Source organism: Microbacterium imperiale (genome assembly GCF_017876655.1).
Classification (GTDB): Bacteria; Actinomycetota; Actinomycetes; order Actinomycetales; family Microbacteriaceae; genus Microbacterium; species Microbacterium imperiale.
On sequence record NZ_JAGIOK010000001.1, the window covers coordinates 2,440,041 to 2,455,605 of the forward strand.

Annotated in this window: 15 protein-coding genes and 1 tRNA gene; 9 read left to right on the forward strand and 7 right to left on the reverse strand. The window is 68.2% G+C overall.

Annotated elements, in window-relative coordinates; genetic code table 11:
• Complete coding sequence (locus tag JOF37_RS11875) at window positions 1–2,409, reverse strand: acyltransferase family protein (protein WP_271175070.1); 2,409 nt, start codon at window positions 2,407–2,409, stop codon at window positions 1–3.
• Between the two features lie 128 nt (window positions 2,410–2,537).
• On the opposite strand from JOF37_RS11875, the gene JOF37_RS11880 reads away from it, so the two are divergent.
• The 4 genes from JOF37_RS11880 (at window position 2,538) to JOF37_RS11895 (ending at window position 6,619) form a co-directional block, all read left to right on the forward strand.
• Complete coding sequence (locus tag JOF37_RS11880) at window positions 2,538–3,263, forward strand: hypothetical protein (RefSeq protein ID WP_210007004.1); 726 nt, start codon at window positions 2,538–2,540, stop codon at window positions 3,261–3,263.
• A 96-nt stretch (window positions 3,264–3,359) separates the two neighbouring features.
• Window positions 3,360–4,991, forward strand: coding sequence for a RecQ family ATP-dependent DNA helicase (locus JOF37_RS11885; protein WP_210007005.1), 1,632 nt, complete (start codon window positions 3,360–3,362; stop codon window positions 4,989–4,991).
• A 139-nt stretch (window positions 4,992–5,130) separates the two neighbouring features.
• Window positions 5,131–6,447 (forward strand): LCP family glycopolymer transferase, encoded by a 1,317-nt coding sequence (locus tag JOF37_RS11890; protein ID WP_210007006.1) that lies wholly within the window; start codon window positions 5,131–5,133, stop codon window positions 6,445–6,447.
• 83 nt (window positions 6,448–6,530) lie between these two features.
• Window positions 6,531–6,619: transfer RNA gene (locus JOF37_RS11895), tRNA-Ser, on the forward strand.
• 152 nt (window positions 6,620–6,771) lie between these two features.
• Here the strand turns inward: JOF37_RS11895 and JOF37_RS11900 are convergent.
• The 5 genes from JOF37_RS11900 to JOF37_RS11920 all read right to left on the reverse strand — a co-directional run bounded on the left by JOF37_RS11900 (window position 6,772) and on the right by JOF37_RS11920 (window position 12,030).
• Window positions 6,772–7,464: a hypothetical protein gene (locus JOF37_RS11900; protein WP_210007007.1), complete on the reverse strand. Its 693-nt coding sequence runs from the start codon at window positions 7,462–7,464 to the stop codon at window positions 6,772–6,774.
• A 592-nt stretch (window positions 7,465–8,056) separates the two neighbouring features.
• Window positions 8,057–9,808, reverse strand: a complete 1,752-nt coding sequence (locus JOF37_RS11905; RefSeq protein WP_210007008.1) for a TY-Chap2 family putative peptide chaperone — start codon at window positions 9,806–9,808, stop codon at window positions 8,057–8,059.
• A 252-nt stretch (window positions 9,809–10,060) separates the two neighbouring features.
• A complete protein-coding gene (locus JOF37_RS11910; protein ID WP_210007009.1) occupies window positions 10,061–10,327 on the reverse strand; it encodes a hypothetical protein in 267 nt (88 codons plus the stop codon).
• Between the two features lie 31 nt (window positions 10,328–10,358).
• Window positions 10,359–11,450 carry a tyrosine-type recombinase/integrase gene (locus JOF37_RS11915; RefSeq protein WP_210007010.1) on the reverse strand — a complete coding sequence of 364 codons (1,092 nt, stop codon included), beginning with the start codon at window positions 11,448–11,450 and terminating at the stop codon, window positions 10,359–10,361.
• Complete coding sequence (locus JOF37_RS11920) at window positions 11,443–12,030, reverse strand: hypothetical protein (RefSeq protein ID WP_271175071.1); 588 nt, start codon at window positions 12,028–12,030, stop codon at window positions 11,443–11,445. Before JOF37_RS11920 ends, JOF37_RS11915 begins: the two co-directional genes overlap by 8 nt.
• Window positions 12,031–12,154: 124 nt before the next feature.
• On the opposite strand from JOF37_RS11920, the gene JOF37_RS11925 reads away from it, so the two are divergent.
• The 5 genes from JOF37_RS11925 (at window position 12,155) to JOF37_RS11945 (ending at window position 14,291) form a co-directional block, all read left to right on the forward strand.
• Window positions 12,155–12,385, forward strand: a complete 231-nt coding sequence (locus JOF37_RS11925) for a helix-turn-helix transcriptional regulator (protein ID WP_210007852.1) — start codon at window positions 12,155–12,157, stop codon at window positions 12,383–12,385.
• Complete coding sequence (locus tag JOF37_RS11930; protein WP_245338157.1) at window positions 12,375–12,665, forward strand: glutaredoxin domain-containing protein; 291 nt, start codon at window positions 12,375–12,377, stop codon at window positions 12,663–12,665. Before JOF37_RS11925 ends, JOF37_RS11930 begins: the two co-directional genes overlap by 11 nt.
• A gap of 119 nt (window positions 12,666–12,784) precedes the next feature.
• Window positions 12,785–13,132 carry a hypothetical protein gene (locus JOF37_RS11935; protein ID WP_210007011.1) on the forward strand — a complete coding sequence of 116 codons (348 nt, stop codon included), beginning with the start codon at window positions 12,785–12,787 and terminating at the stop codon, window positions 13,130–13,132.
• Window positions 13,133–13,137: 5 nt separating this feature from the next.
• On the forward strand, window positions 13,138–14,031 hold the full coding sequence (locus tag JOF37_RS11940) for a hypothetical protein (protein WP_210007012.1): 894 nt from the start codon (window positions 13,138–13,140) through the stop codon (window positions 14,029–14,031).
• Entirely contained in the window at window positions 14,028–14,291 is a 264-nt protein-coding gene (locus tag JOF37_RS11945) for a hypothetical protein (protein WP_210007013.1), read from the forward strand. The genes JOF37_RS11940 and JOF37_RS11945 overlap by 4 nt, the downstream gene beginning before the upstream one ends.
• Window positions 14,292–14,479: 188 nt before the next feature.
• Here the strand turns inward: JOF37_RS11945 and JOF37_RS11950 are convergent, their stop codons facing one another.
• Window positions 14,480–15,496 (reverse strand): zeta toxin family protein, encoded by a 1,017-nt coding sequence (locus JOF37_RS11950; RefSeq protein ID WP_210007014.1) that lies wholly within the window; start codon window positions 15,494–15,496, stop codon window positions 14,480–14,482.
• Window positions 15,497–15,565: the final 69 nt, after the last annotated feature.

Below are 15,565 nucleotides of genomic sequence, written 5' to 3' on the forward strand. Positions count from 1 at the left end.
TCACAGCAGTCCCCGTGCGGCGAGTTCGGCGCGCAGGGCGGGCGCGATGTGCTCGGCGTAGGCGACCGTGAGGTGCGTGCGGTCGTAGCGGGTCGGGATGTCGCCGGCGAAGGCCGGGCACACGAGCTCCCAGCAGGTGAAGGGCAGCGAGCTGACGGCGTGGTTGCCCGAGGCGGCGGCGATGCGCTCGGCGGCGGCCTCCATCTGCCCCCACGTGCTCGAGACGGTGGAGGCGCACCCGTACGGTGAGCCCGCCGGCGAGTAGCAGCGGCCCAGGTCGGCCCCCTCGGGTGGGGGAGCGAGGTGGACGATGCGTCCGGGCAGGCCGTAGGTGTCGGCCTCGGCCTCCTGTGCCGTCAGCAGGGCATCCGCCGACAGGTCGGTGCCGTCGGGGGTGTGGCCCAGCGTGTACGCGTTCGACATCACGACCAGGGTCGGTGCGTCGGCGAGGATCATCGCCCGGACGTCCGCCTTGCGCTGCGGACACGCCGCCATGATGCCGGCGCCGTCGTTCTGGACGGCGACGTCGGTGAAGCGGCATCCGTACAGTCCGACGGTGGTGACGCGGATGCCGCCGGCACTGGCATCGGCGAGGGCGCGGAACGCCGGGGCGTAGGCCATGGCCGTGGAGTCTCCGACGAGGTAGATGTGCACGGGGGCGTCGGCGCTGCCCGCGCTGCATCCCGCGGCGGTGGGCGTGGCTTCGGGGGAGAAGCAGTCGCGCACCGGGTTGCTCGCGGACGAGCGGGTCATGACCTCGTCGAGGGTGGGATGCAGGTCGGGCCACTGGGTTGCGCTCGCCGCGAGCGCAAGCTCGTTCTGCAGCGCGGCGATCGGGTCGTCGTCGGAGCCGTCCACGGCGGGCGCTGCGTCGGGCGGGTTGAGGGCGACCGGGGGAGCGGTGAGGCTGCCGAACGACGTCTGCACGACGAGCACCGTCACGAGCGCCGCCATGCCCAGGGCCGAGGCGGCCAGGAGGGCGGGCGGGCCGAACCGAGCCCGCCAGGCCGACCACGGTGACGCGGCGTCTGCGGGGGTGGGCTCGGTGTCCGGGGAGGGTTCGGGCGGCGCCGGCGGCGGGGGAGCGATGCGGGGGGGCGCGTCGAGGGCCGGCGCAGCGGCATCCGTCGTCGTGGCCGACGCCTGTTGCGGGCGCGGCATGCCGGGGTAGTACCGCGTTCCGGGCGTCCACCCGGCGGGGCGGCTGCTCAGCGCGGCGGATCGGGTCGGAGACGGTGTAGGTGTCGGTGCGGGCGCCGGCGCCGGTGACGCCGGAGCTGCGGGCGCCGGCGCAGCTGCGGGCGATGCCGCGGGTCGGCTCGTCCGTCCGAGTGGCAGGTGCCGGAACGGCTGCTCGACGAGGTGGTACGAGGCGACGGCGAGGATGCCGGTGATGCCGAGCACGAGCCAGGTCGCCACGTCGCCGGCGGGAAGCAGCACGGCCGCGAAGACGATCACCGGAAAGTGCCAGAGGTAGAGCGAGAACGACACATCGCCGACGGCGACGCTCACCGGGTTGGTCAACGGGAACAGGTGCCGGTGGCGCGGGTCGCCCGGAACACCGCCCGCGAGGACGAGGGCCGTCGCCGCGACGGGCCAGGCAGCCCACGGCGCCGGGAAGCCCGCGGCCTCGGGATCGATGACGGCCAGAGCGGAGATCAGGCCGGCGAGGCCGAGCCAGCTCATCGCCGCGCCGAGCCCGACCGGCAGACGGCGCAGCGCCGGCACCGCGACCGCGATGGCGGCGCCGGCGGCGAGCTCCCACGCTCGGGTGAACGTCGAGAAGTAGGCGGGCACCGGCGCGGCGTCGCTCTGCAGCATCGCCCAGCCGAACGAGCCCGCCAGCACGGTGATGGCCGCGGCCCCGACGACCACCGCCGTCCGTGCGGAACGCCGGGCAGTCGGGGGCATCACCGCGATGGCGATGAGCAGCAGCACCGGCCAAACCAGGTAGAACTGCTCCTCGACGGCCAGCGACCAGAAGTGCTGCAGCGGTGAGACCGCGTCGTCGGCGTGGAAGTAGTCGGTGCCGATCGCGGCGAAGTGCCAGTTCGCCGCGAATCCCGCAGACCACAGGGCGTCGACGAGGGTCTGCTCGGCCCGGGCACGGGGGAACACGGCGAAGGCTGTCGCTGCGGTGATCACGAGCACGACGAGGGCAGCGGGCAGGATGCGGCGCGCCCGCCGACCGAAGAAGGCGCCGAGACCGATGCCGCCGGTCGTGCGGATCTCGCGCAGCAGCGCGCCCGTGATCAGAAAGCCCGAGACGACGAAGAACACGTCGACGCCGACGAAACCACCGCGGGGCCACCCGATCGCGTGCGCGCCGACGACCGCGAGGACGGCGAGGGCGCGCAGTCCCTGGATGTCGTGTCGCGGCAGCGGATGAGGCGAGGTTGAGGTGTTCACATACCGATCCGGAAGGCCGTCCCCGAGTGTAGTGGGAGCGATCTCATCGCCGCGAGCCGCCCCGAGACCGTCGTCGCTGCGAACGCAACCCCCGTGCGCCCGCGCCGTCGACGCGTTTGGGTCGAGCCATGAAGTCCCTCCATCCCGCGCCCGTCGCCGCCGTCATCGGTTCGGGCCTGCGCGCGATCTTCGGCGCGATGCTGCTCGTGCGACGTCCGCGACCGATCCATCCCCGCGGACGGATGCTGGCGGGCACGGTGCGCTGGGTCGGCGAGCGGCGTCGCACCGGCATCGACTGGATCGATTCGCCGCCGCCCTCGGGCGAGATGCCCGTGACCGCTCGCGTTTCACGCTCGATCGGCCTGCCCGACGCCCTGCCCGACATCCTCGGTCTCGCTCTGCGCGTGCAGATCGACGGCGGCGCAGCAGGCGGTGCCGCGGACGGCACCGCCGACATCGAGTTCGCGTCGACGGGGCGGGCCTTCCCGCTGCGCTTCGCGCTGCTGCCGGTGCGGCGGGCCGAGCGCGCGCGGTACGGCATCCTGCTTCCGTATCGCGGCCGCCGCGGACCGGTGCTGCTGTCGGCGAAGACCCTCGACGGCAGCCCGACGGACGCCGCCTGGCGGCTGGTGCTCGCCGCGGCGACGCCGCTCGGCCGGTGGCAGCCCTTCGCGCTGGTCCGACTGCAGCCGCTGCCCGAGCAGACCCCGCAGCCGCGGTTCGACGCCGGAACCCGCGTGCTGCCGGGGGCCCGCATGTACCCGTGGGTGCGTGCTCTGCGCCAACCCTCGTACGACGTGGTGCAGCGCGAGTCGGCCGTCGCGTCGGCCACGACCCCGCCGCCTTCTCGGTGACTGCGCTCCGCGTCCCGGTGCTCCTGCTCCCTTCCACAACGGCGACGCCGTCGCAAGCGGCATGCGCCGAGCGGCGGGGCGAGGTGGACTGAGACCGTGCAGCCAGATGACATCGCCCGCGTCGCCCGTGACGCCTTCGGCATCGAGGAACTCCGCCCCCAGCAGCTCGACGCGATCGAGGCGGCGATCGCCGGCCGCGACGTGCTCGTGGTGTGGGCGACCGGCGCCGGCAAGTCGGCGGTGTACCAGGTGACCGCGGCGATGCGCCCGGGGCTGACCGCGATCGTCTCGCCGCTCATCGCCCTGCAGGAGGACCAGCTCGCCCGCATCGACGAGGCCCCCGACGCTCCCGAGGGTGTCGTGCTCAACTCGTCGCGCGGCGCGCGGGAGCAGCGCGAGGGCTGGGATGCGATCCGGTCGGGCGAGGCCTCGTACGTCCTGCTGGCGCCCGAGCAGCTGGCCAAGGATGACGTCGTCGAACAGCTCGTCGAGGTCGGCGTCTCGCTGCTGGTCATCGACGAAGCGCACTGCATCGCCGCGTGGGGTCACGACTTCCGACCCGACTACCTGCTGCTCGGCGAAGTGGCCGAACGGCTCGGGCGACCGCCCATCATGGCGCTGACGGCGACCGCCACGAGCCCCGTGCGCACCGAGATCATCGAGCGCCTCGGCATGAGCGACCCCGCGATCCTCGTCGGCGACGTCGACCGCCCGAACATCGAGCTGGGCGTCCGGCGCCACACGGACGAGGCCGAGAAGCGCGACGCCGTCATCGCGCAGGTCGCCGAGCTGCCGCATCCGGGGCTGCTCTACACCGCGACCCGACGAGCGACCGAGCAGTACGCCGAGGCGCTCGCCGATCGCGGGCTGCGCGCCGTGGCCTACCACGCCGGGCTGCCGAGCAAGGACCGGACGCGCGTGCACGAGGCGTTCCACGACGGTGACGTCGACGTCGTGGTCGCGACCTCCGCCTTCGGGATGGGCATCGACAAGGCCGACGTCCGGTTCGTCGTGCACGCCGACGTGCCCGACTCGATCGATGCGTACTACCAGGAGCTCGGGCGCGCCGGACGCGACGGCGAGCCCGCGACCGCGACGCTGCACTACCGGCCCGAAGATCTGTCGCTGCGCCGGTTCTTCGCGGCATCCGCCCCGAAACGAGGCGAGCTGAAGCGCCTCGTGTCGGCGGTGACCGGCGGCACCCGCCGCCGCGCCGACCTCGCCGAGGCCGCCGATCTGTCGCCGCGCCGGGTCACCGCCCTGCTCACGGTGCTCGTCGACGCGGGAGCGATCCGGACGGGCCGCACCGGGGTCGCGCTGCGGCGGGGGATGACCGTCGAGCGCGCCGTCGACGCGGCGCTGGAGCGAACGGAAGAGCGCGAGCGCATCGACCACTCGCGCATCGAGATGCTCCGCAACTACGCCGAGACCCGGCGGTGCCGCCGCGCGACGCTGCTCGGCTACTTCGGTCAGGACTACGTCGAGCCGTGCGGCAACTGCGACACGTGCGCCGCGAGGGCCGGCGACGCCGGCGACGCGGATGAATCGGATGCCGCCGCCGCCGACTCCCCGTTCACCGTCGACGAGGTCGTGCGGCACCAGGAGTGGGGAGAGGGCACCGTCATGGCGGTCGAGCCCGACCGCATCACCGTGTTCTTCGAGAGCCAGGGCTACAAGGTCCTGTCGACCGATCTCGTCGCCGAGCGGGGGCTGCTCGCCCCCGCCTGACCCGGACGCTGGCCGCGCTCACGGAGTTTCCAGCCATCCGTCCCTATGATGAGTCGGTCACTGGGGAGTGCGCTGTCGGCGGCCGGTGGTCGTGGCGACATCCGCGTGCACTTCCCGCCGGCCCGTCGAGAGGACACCCGTGAGCGCACGTTCCGATGCGAAGGCTCCGCGCCGTCGTCGTCCTGTCGCGCGGCACGGAGAACTGCGCTCGCCGAATCCGCTCGTGCAGCTGCTCGCCATCCTCGGCGTCGCCGTGGCCGTCGTGGCCATCAGCGGTGTCGCGGTCGGCGCCTTCGCGGTGTGGGATGCCGCGCGCTCGGTCTCAGACAACAGCGTCGCCCTCGAGGGCGATGACGCCGGGCAGCTCCCGCCCACCATCGGCGAGATCGAGGGCGGCGTGAACATGCTCGTCGTCGGCACCGACTCGTGCGAGGGTCAGGACCTCGAGCTCTTCCCCCGGTGCGGCATCGACGACGACGGGCTCGAGCGCAACGACGTGACGATGCTCGTGCACATCAGCGACGAGCCGCGGCGCGTCACCGTCGTGTCGTTCCCGCGCGACATGATCGTGCCGATCCCGTCCTGCCCGGACGGCGAGGGCGGACGTCACGCGGCGATGAGTGCGCAGATGATCAACGTCTCGTACGGCTACGGCGGCCTGCCGTGCAGCGTGCTCACGGTCGAAGAGCTCACGGGCATCGACATCCAGTTCGCCGCCGCCATCCGCTGGACGGGTGTGATCAACATGTCCGACGCCATCGGCGGAGTCGACGTCTGCATCTCGGAAGACATCAGCGACCGGCACACCGCGCTGAGCCTCACCGCCGGCAACCACACTCTCCAGGGTGCCGAGGCACTGCAGTTCCTGCGCATCCGCCACGGCATCGGCGACGGGTCCGACCTTGCGCGCATCTCGAACCAGCAGCAGTTCATGAGCTCGATGGTGCGCAAGCTGCAGTCGGATGCCGTCCTGGCCAACCCCCAGGCACTGTTCAGCATCGCCACCACCGCGGTGCAGCAGGTCAACAATCAGCAGCTGGTGCTCAGCGAGTCGCTGGCGAACCCGACGCGGATGGTGCAGATCGCGATGGCCGTCAAGGACGTGCCGTTCTCGGACATCAACTTCCTGCAGTACCCGACCTCCTACGCGTCGGACGGCCTGCGGGTGCTGCCCAACACGGCATCCGCCGACATGCTCTTCGAGGCGCTCGCCGAGAACCGGCCGATCCAGCTGACAGGAGACGCGAGCCAGGGCTACGGCGTCGAGGTCGTCGGCGAGGCCGAGCAGCCCGCCGCGCCCGCGCCGTCCGACACGGCCGCCCCCGCTCCCGAGGGCGAGGCGCCCGACCCCGCCGCGACGCAGCCGCCCGCGACGCCGTCGGAGGCCGTCGAGCTGCCGAGCGACATCGCCGGCTCGAGCGCCGCACAGGTCACCTGCACCGTCGCGGAGCGGTGAGCGCGCGCCTCTCGATTGGGAGCCGACGGGCCAGCGGGTTATGATTGCCGGGTGCATCCGCGCCGTCTCGCGTCGGATGCCGTGGAGACGTCGCATAGTCAGGCCTAGTGCACCACCCTGCTAAGGTGGAGTCCCCTTATGGGGACCGAGGGTTCAAATCCCTCCGTCTCCGCTCTCAGATCTAGGCTCTAAACCCGCGGAATTCCGCGGGTTTTCTGCTCTCCGGCCGAGGTGCCGAAACAGCTTCTGCCACGTTTCTGCCACGAAACGTGACCGATGTCCTGAGACGTGACATTGAGACGAGCCACATACGTCCGGCTTCAATCAGTTACCTACGGCGTGGAATCTGTGCTGGCCCGCGAACCATAGCCCCGTGCTGCGTGAACGACGATAGGTGCCAACAAAGCCGATCGGCTTCACGTACACGTCTATCCGCCAACTGCGTTCGCCGGGGATCTTCGGGAGCTGCTCTCCGGCCAGCACAAGATTCGCGTACCAACCATTGATGGTCTCGTTGACGTAAGTGCCGCTGCGGGACTTGAGGTCGAGATTGGACACTCCGGGGAGCTGAGTCCGTGCGCCTGGTCGGTCCGACAGTGACGGCGCGGCGATGTGATATCCGGTGCCGAGGTGGAACGGATCACTTCCCCCGGTCCAGGGCTCATGCTTCCCGGCGGCGTCCAGTCGACGGACCCACTCAGACTCAAGACGCAGTGGGGACCCGTCCAACCGCCGAGCCCAAGGCGCAAGCGTGTTCGAAGACAACAGGTCCGCCGGCATGCTTGATAGCCACGCGAGGAACCCGAGGAGAGTTCCGTCCCGCTCCCAGGTGTCGCGAATCAGCAGTAGTCGATCGTCCTCAACCGGTAGCCCGTGCGTATACCACCACAGCAGACCCTTGTCCGGTCTCGTCCACCCGAACGAATAGGTGAGGAACGAGAACAGCGAGGCGTAGTAACCAATCTGATGTTCAAACCGGCCCTCGTCGTCCGGCACTGTGTCCGGTGCCGCGGGCATTGGAGCCCCCGACCAACTCGCAGTCAGTGCCCGGTAAGGCAGTGGGACGGCCCAGACCCAGGCGTGCTGTCCCCCTTCGTGCTCCACCAGGTCGAGCGATGGGTTCGGAATGCGCACGCGGTGCACACGTCGGTGCGGGGTCTCCAAGTCATTCCTCGTTTCGGGGAGTCGCAGGGTACTTCAGTCTCCATGCCCGATCATCTATCGGTTGCCACTTTGGTGCGGACACTCGCGTCGTGAGGTCAATGGCTAGGCGGTCCATGATCCAGCCGAACTCGAGGCGGCTAATGAGCGAAGGAGGGAGCGACTCGTAGCCGTGGGTTGCTCCCGCGAAGGCAAGGGCGACCGACGCTACAGACCGCCCGTTCGCCGCGGGAGAGCAGAAGTCGAGTATGCCTTCCGCGCCATCATGGTCGTCGAACGATGTGGCGACATATATGCCGCCAACCAACGCGCCGAGGGCATCGCCGTCTCTCGCCAGGTGCGTGAGGTTGCTGCGGCTCCGCGGAGCCCTCGATCCGCGATCGATCGCGTCTCCGATTGCCGCACGTGGAAAGTTGCTCGTGCTGGTGAGGCCCCAAATCGAGTCGGCTTATCTCGCGGCGTGGTGAAGAGTTGAAGACAGTGGTGCATTGGATCGGAGCAAGTGGGCGATGAGGAACGTCGAAACGGTCGCGCTCCCCGTAACCCACGGGTGTGAATGCGTCTGCCCGGCGAACATCCCTGCGTACGCGGCTACCTTGTCCGGTCCGCTGCGTACGAAGCCGCTGGCTCCGGCTAGTGCTGCGTACGGCAGCCCCTTGATCAGTCCTCGCGAGCTGGGCTCCCGAGTCGAATTGCCCGTGGTCGACGCCATCATCATTGAGGGCGAAGATCCGTGAGCGGTACGGATCTCAGGCGTGTCCATGAGCCAGCCGCGAGCGGGGCGACCGTCGACGATCGGCAAGGGCTCCCACCCCGCCTCCCCGGAACGTGCACCCCTGAGCAGCGCCCATCGCTGGTATGCGCGCATCACCTCTTCGTTCTGAGATTGAATTGCCCAGTCGTAGGCAGTGAAGTTTCGTAGCAGGCCCTCGACGGTCCATGCGGCAAGCTCCGTTGCAGCCCCAGCGCGGAGTTGGCTGCCGTTGTCTCGAACTCCGCCGCCACTACTCATCGAGTCTCCCAGTGCGATGCCGAGCATCAGGCCTCGAACTTTGCTCACCCAGGTTGGTAGCGATACCTCGCCGTCGCCGGGAGGCGATACCTGGGGTACTCGGTTAGTTGCGGTCGCCGGTACTTCAACCGGTCTTTCTGCCGGAAGTCGCCGACGTTGTCCGGCAGGCTGCGGCGGCCTTGGTGCAACGGCGTTGCTGACCAGTTGTTCGACCGTCGCAGTCGTGTCCGGGAGGCTTAGTTGACCGCTGCTCGTGTGAAGAACTCCGGATTCATCGACGAGCACGAGTGGCTGTCCGTGCTTCAAGCCCACCCACATTGGTTCATGCCAGTACTCGGGCCGATTGGTCGCGACGCCTTCGTCGTACTGTGCCTCAAGGAGCGCCAGGTACTCGATCATCGACTGTTGCGCTGTGCCGAACCGACGCTCGATCGACGTCACTGAGAGTGGATCGTCGTCATCCCCGACGAATCGCGCCGGACGGACCAGCCAGTCCTTCCCGAGGCCTACCAGCACCGCGAGAGCATGATACGCCGCGCTCTTGGGGGTGAGTGCTTCTCTGCTGTCGACCGGGCCCCAGATCGTGGACCAATCCCCGTTGGGCGCGAAGGCTTCATCCCAGCTCACGGGAGTTATGCCCTTAGGGCTGACGAAGGTTGCCCCATCAGGGCTGTCGAAGTGGAGCGCGGGACCCGTCGGCCCGTCGTGCACAACGAGGTGGGGTGTTTGGTGGGGGTAAGTGACCCAACTGATGGTCAGCCATGGTCGGGAGCGGACGTGATGCGCGCCGCACACCCATGATCGTCGGTATGCATCATGTTCGTCGGGTTCATCGTTCAGCATGCGGTCCTCTGCGAGCGATAGGTGGGCAGGGGCTGGGGAAGGTGGGTGGCACTTCGGACAAGCGCCGACTCTGTACCACCACTTGCGCTCGGGGTGTTGCGTCCATTCCCAGCCACAGCGGTCGTGGGTGTCGTCGAGAAGTTCCCTGCGCACGCAACTGACAATGTGGGCGGTATACGGTGGGTCGGATTCGGCGAACGCATCCAGGTCCTTCGGCGCGACAGTGACGTAGTCGCCCGTGACTGCATCTTCGAGAACGAGGCTCCCGCTCTCAAGAATCGTGACGAACTCCTGAGCGATCACATCGATTTGGATCAGGTAGGTGCGGCCCCGCGGCGCGCTCATCGGGCGTTCGCCAGACTCTTGTGCTCGTGGAGAACATCATTGGGGTCGCGCCGGACGGCCGCGATCACTGCGTACCTCACGTGTCCCAGACCCATGGCCGTCCCATCTCTACGCGTAGAGCCTAGAAGGGGCCAACGACAGTTGCCTCTCGCCTCGCTCGAGCCGATGGACTCGGCAGTGATACGTCTGGCAGGACTCGCGAGTCCGGTCTAGCGGCGACGTCGGGCGATCTCGGTCCGTGACGGACTCGGATCAACTCATGAGCTCGCGAATGTTCTGCTCATATCGAGCCGCGTCTGCGAGGTGTTCGTCCGTGACGGAGATCATGACGGGAGTGTCGTCTCTTGACAGCGGCGCGACGGTGGGGCTGGACGATCCTCGGGTCGTCAGGGAGGCGAGCGTCGTCACTGTCACATAGTCGTCGTCGAGTTTGACGACAAGCGCATGTTTCATGCCCGGCGGCACGGCCGCAGGGAGCGTGCCCCGGACCCAGTGCGTCTGCTGCAGTTGTGCGGCCACGCGACCACTGTATGGCTACGCCAGGCCACGGTCAGACCCCATCGATCTGGTCGAGTAGCCGATCCAGCCCATCGTCAAAGAGGTCCGCGTACCGGTCGAGCGTCATCGCGGCGGACGCGTGGCCGAGCATCCGCTGCACGGACTTCACGTTGCCGCCGGCGTTCACCGCGATCGACGCAGCGGTGTGGCGCAGGTCGTGCAGCACCATCGTCTCGACACCCGCGGTCTTGAGTGCCGTCTTCCACCAGGACTTCGAGCCCGCCGACGAGCGCACGCGTCGCATGTACTCGCCAGTCGGCCCCGGGAACACGAGATCGCTCTTGCGGCGTCCCGTCATCTCCGCACGCAGCGCCTCGACCACGATCGCGGGCAGCGGGACGAGGCGGGTGCTGGCGTCCGTCTTCGGCGTGCTCAGGTGGATCTCGCCATGCACTTCGACGGCCGACCGGTGCACGGTGATCCGTCGCTTCTCGAGGTCAACGTCGGCGACCTTCAGCGCTACAGCCTCGCCCCAGCGCAGTCCGCAGTACCCCAGCGTCAGCACGAGCGGCCGATGCGAGCCACTGGCATCAGCCACACGCCGCAGCTCTTCCTGCGTCAAGTAGCGGCGGATGCGTCGGGTTCGGCGGCGTGGCAGCGAGTCGACGCCGGTGGCAGGGTTTCGGCCGAGTCGCCCGTCCTTGACTGCCTGCTTCAGGATGCCGTTGAGCACCCCGTACGCGCGGTGCACGATCGACGGAGAACGGTCGATCTCGCTCAACCACGCGGCGATATCACCGTTGACCACGCGGCGCAGCGGCACGCGCTCCCAGCGCGGAGCGACGTGGAGTCGCCAGCTCGTCTCGAGCGGCTTGTACGCCGACGGCTTGAGCGTGCGCTTCTTGATATCGAGCCACGCCGGCGCCAAGGAGCCGACGGTAACCGTCGACTTGCGGGGGTCGGTCCAGTCGCCGGTTATCAGCTTCGACTTCTCCGTCGTCAGCCACGCCTCGGCCTCTGCCTTCGTCAGGAAACCGCGCTTCTCGACGATGCGATTGCTGGGCGAGACGTACCGGGCACGCCAGAGCGTGCCGTGTTTGACCGAGTCGTAGGAGTAGACGTTTCGGGTCGTGCGCTTAGGCATCGTCCGTTCGACGCGGGCGGCCCTGCGTATAGTTCATGCCCTTGAGCCGGCCGGCGGCGCGCGCCTTCGCGATCCAGTCGGATGCCGTGCGGTGCGGCACATCGAGTTCCACCTGCACCGCCTTCGTCGGCGGCAGGTCCGCGAGCGCTGCGGCGCCGTAGAGGATCTCGATCACCTCCATGCGCTCGTCCTTCATCCCGCGCTTGACGACAGCGGATGCCATCCACTGCGGGATGATCCGGCCCTCGCCGGCGGTCAGGTCTGCGACCGTCGTCCACTCGCCGCCGTCCGAGCCATCCATGCGCACCGCGATGCAATGCGGGACGGCGGCTTGCACGATCGCCTGCGCGGCGATGTGACGCAGCGCGCGTCGATCGAAGTCCGGCCGTATCGCCCGGCTGACGAGCGTCATGACGACGTACTGACCTTCGTCGGGCGAGTAGTGCGCCTCGAGGGTCGTTTCGATCCCGGTTTCGTCGTTCGTCGTGGTTGCAACGAACGCGCGAGCAATGCGCAACGCCGACCCGACGGGTTCCGTCGCGGCATCCGCTGACATGGGTGTGCCATCGAGAGTGGTCACGTCGATTCTCACCTCCTCATTTTGCATTACCTCGAACGCACATCGCAGAACCTCTTGACAGAGCATACTCCTTAGTTGTGTACTCATGTCAAACACGGTTCCAACAACGCAGCGGAGGTGCGCCGTGGCAATGAAGATCGAAACGACTCCCGTCGACCTGAAACACAAGTACCTGAGCCCGCAGATGCTGGCCGACCAGCTGCCGGGCATCTCGACCGGCACGCTCGCGATGTGGCGACATGAGGGCAAGGGCCCGCGCTATCGCAAGCTCGGCCGCATTGTGCTCTACGCCGTCGACGAGGTCGACGAGTGGGTCGAAGCCGCCATGCGCGAAGGCACGATCGATGGCTACTGATCTGATGCCGGATGCCGCGCCGCGGGCCGTCACTGTGTACACGACCGGCCCCGCGTGCGTGCAGTGCATGCTCACGGAGAGCCTCTTGGCGGACCTCGACATCCCGTTCGTCGAATGCGACATCACCCGCAACGAGAACAGCGCCGCCCGCGACTATGTTGTCGGCGACCTCGGATACACCCGCGCGCCGGTCGTGGTCGTCGACGAGCACGACCACTGGTCAGGGTTCCAGCCGGACGAGTTGAAGAGGATCGCGGCCAGGTTCGCGAGCAGGTCATGAACGCGAGACCTGATCCGAGTGCAGGGGAGAGTCTCGGGGAAGCGGGGGAGCGCATTCGGTCCGCCGCTCCGATCCTTGGCGACCGCGCAACCGACGATGACTGCCGCATCCGACGAGCGATGATCGACGAGGCTCTGGCCGTCCGCGGCATCCATCCCGGTGCGCACGAGTGGCACACTGCCCTACTCGTCGACGGGCATGTGGCCGGCGTCTGGGTGAACTCGGTCGAGGAGGCTGAGCTCGAGCTCACGGTCTGGTGGGGCACGCGATGCCATTGGGTCACCGTCGATCCGCAGTGCCTGCTCTTCCACGAGTACTTCCCGAAGGGCAAGCGGTCCGCGGCCGAAGCCGAGCGGCGCTTCCCGCTCGCGCCGCCTCGCGCGTTGCGCGACCGCTTCGCTCCCGCTGATTCGCTGCTCGACGGCATTTGGCCCCCATCGGCATCCACGACGTCGGTCGCGAGGTGATCACCTTGATCGACGACGATGCTGAGCGGCTCCAGCGAGCGAACGAGGACCTTCGCCTTCAGATCGCGCATGCTCGCGCTGCGGTCTACGAGAGGGAGAAGCAACGTAAGGAAAGGCGTCGTGAGTACGCGCGCGAATACTACGCGGCACATCGCGACGAGTACCTCGACTATCAGCGGCAGTACCGCGCGGAGCAACGCGAGAAGGACCCTGAGGCGTATCGGGCGGGTAAGCGTGAGCGTAACCAGCGCTGGCGTGATTCGCACAAGGACCAGGTCAACGCGCGACTGCGCGACAAGTACCGCGACAACGCCGAGAAGCACCGGGAGCGGCGACGTGAGTACTACGCGGCGCATGCCGAGGAACAGCGTGCGCGCCGCCGCGAGTACTACGCCCGCAACAAGGAGAAGCAGAAGGCCTCCCACCGCGCGTGGCGCGACCGCGAAAAACGGCGCCGAGCAGTCGGCCTGCCGACGCAGCGTCTCCATCGCGTACCTCGCGACGAGCGCAAAGCGAACCGCGTCGCGGCCCACGCCTTCTTCTCACGAACCTGGACCGAGGAGGAACTCATGACCATGATGGAGATCTTCGCGACGCCGCCGGAACTGCTGGCGGCGTGGAAGAGAGACTGTCTCAAAGCGCGCGCGACCTACGCGCTGGCTGAGCAGCAAGAGGAGCTCGCGCGCCTGCAGAAGGAACTGAGCCGTGTGGCACCCGGCCCTAAGCCGAAGCCGCGCATGACGCCGCAGGAAATCGAAGAGGCGCGAATGGATGCCATCGCGAAGCAGATCAGCGAGCGCCTCCGCCACCACGAAGAACCGCGCCGAGTCCATCATCTGGACCCCGCAGCCCCGCATCCGATGCTGCGTCACCCCGACACGAGAGAACTGAACCGATGAGCGTCATCGACAGGAGCCGCGCCGAGAAGGTGCTCTACCGCACCGCCATCAGCGCGTTCATGTACTACCCCGACAAGGCTGACAACGAGCCCGGTTACGACGTCGAGGAGGACGTTGCGTGGTGCGCCGCGCCACTGGAGCGTCGGCTGCCGTCGCCGGATGTCGAGATGTTCCGTGGGATCATCCGGATGCTGATCACCGAGCCGCTCGCAGACCGCCGACCTCTGATTCAGAAGCTCGCCGAGCTATCGGGGGAGTAGGTGGCGGATCCGTCCTGGCGGCCGATCGTAGCGACCTCCGGCGCGCTCCGTTCCGGCCCTGCGGCATATCCTCCCTCGCTGCGCTCAGTCCGGTAATCCTCGGACTCGGCACTGCGCGCGCCTCCGGTCGCGTTGTGAGCCACTACCAGGACGGTCTGAGAAGAGCGGGCGATGCGCCCTGATGTGAGTCAGCGCGAGACGCCGCCGCGCTCGGGGCCGACAGGAACGACGACCGGTGCGGCGAGATCAACGACCTCCTCGAGCGGTTGCGAACGCTGCAGGTCGCCCAGTCTCGCTACCGTCTTCTGCTCGATCGCGCTGATGAACTTGCCGTCGCTGGGCGCGTACAGCTCGGGGATAACCTCGCGGAGAGCGACGTCGTGCAGCTCGACGAGGAGCTCAGTGACAGCGCGGGGGAGGTCTCGGCGCGTCATCGCGAAGTCGGTCGCGTGGTGAAGCTCGCTGAGCCACTGCGTTGCGTCGAACCGACTCAGACGGGCGGACTGCGCGCCTTCGAGGGCTGCCGCGGCACCGCGGAACACCTCGTCACCGTCAGCTCGGCGCGCGTCGAACACCACGTCGCCGTTGCGGCCGATCACCGTCAACTGGTCGACGGCCGACGAGCCTTCTGCCTCTACCGCGAGATCGCGGGTCGCCTCGAACGCGCGGTCATGAGCTTCTCGGCTGACGAGCCGCGCAAGGTTGCCGGCACGGACGTTGCTCAAGTAGAGGGATGCCACGGAGAGAAGGCTCTCGGCTCTCCGCGATGCGACGATCGCGACGCGCGTCTGAAACCCCGCGGCCGCGAACCGCGCAGCCGTTCCTACAGCGGCTGTTGGATTTTGAAACGCTCCCTCGAGCAGCAGTGAACGCTGATTCTCGCGGGCGTAACGGATGCAGTCGCGCATCCATGCCGCTGTTGCTCGGGTGACGGCGTCGAGTGACTCAGGTGCGCTGGCGACGGAAAGCGCAGCGAACCGCGGGTGAAATGCGCGCAGATCATCGGCGCCCACAACGGCTGGCGCTTGACCGTGTTCTACGATCAGCGTCCGGATCGCCCTCTGACGTGCGGTCCCAGGCTGGCCAGCCAGCAGGGTGAGAGATGGTGACTCTTCAGCGTGAGTCGAGCTCTGAAAAACCAGAGGAAGGACGTCGCGCGCCAGTATCGCGTCGCGCTCACTCGGTTCGAGCTCCCAGCTGGTCAAGGCGTCAGCTCCGTAATTCGAACGGCGATTCGGTCAGCGAGCGAATTCACGGCCGCGCGGTCGTGTCCA

Bases quoted from the DNA above. Each gene is read 5' to 3' on its own strand.
- JOF37_RS11880 (WP_210007004.1), top strand. From the start codon at position 2,538: ATGAAGTCCCTCCATCCCGCGCCCGTCGCCGCCGTCATCGGTTCGGGC.
- JOF37_RS11900 (WP_210007007.1), bottom strand. From the start codon at position 7,464: ATGCCCGCGGCACCGGACACAGTGCCGGACGACGAGGGCCGGTTTGAA.
- JOF37_RS11905 (WP_210007008.1), bottom strand. From the start codon at position 9,808: ATGAGCGCGCCGCGGGGCCGCACCTACCTGATCCAAATCGATGTGATC.
- JOF37_RS11915 (WP_210007010.1), bottom strand. From the start codon at position 11,450: ATGCCTAAGCGCACGACCCGAAACGTCTACTCCTACGACTCGGTCAAA.
- JOF37_RS11930 (WP_245338157.1), top strand. From the start codon at position 12,375: ATGGCTACTGATCTGATGCCGGATGCCGCGCCGCGGGCCGTCACTGTG.
- JOF37_RS11935 (WP_210007011.1), top strand. From the start codon at position 12,785: ATGATCGACGAGGCTCTGGCCGTCCGCGGCATCCATCCCGGTGCGCAC.
- JOF37_RS11945 (WP_210007013.1), top strand. From the start codon at position 14,028: ATGAGCGTCATCGACAGGAGCCGCGCCGAGAAGGTGCTCTACCGCACC.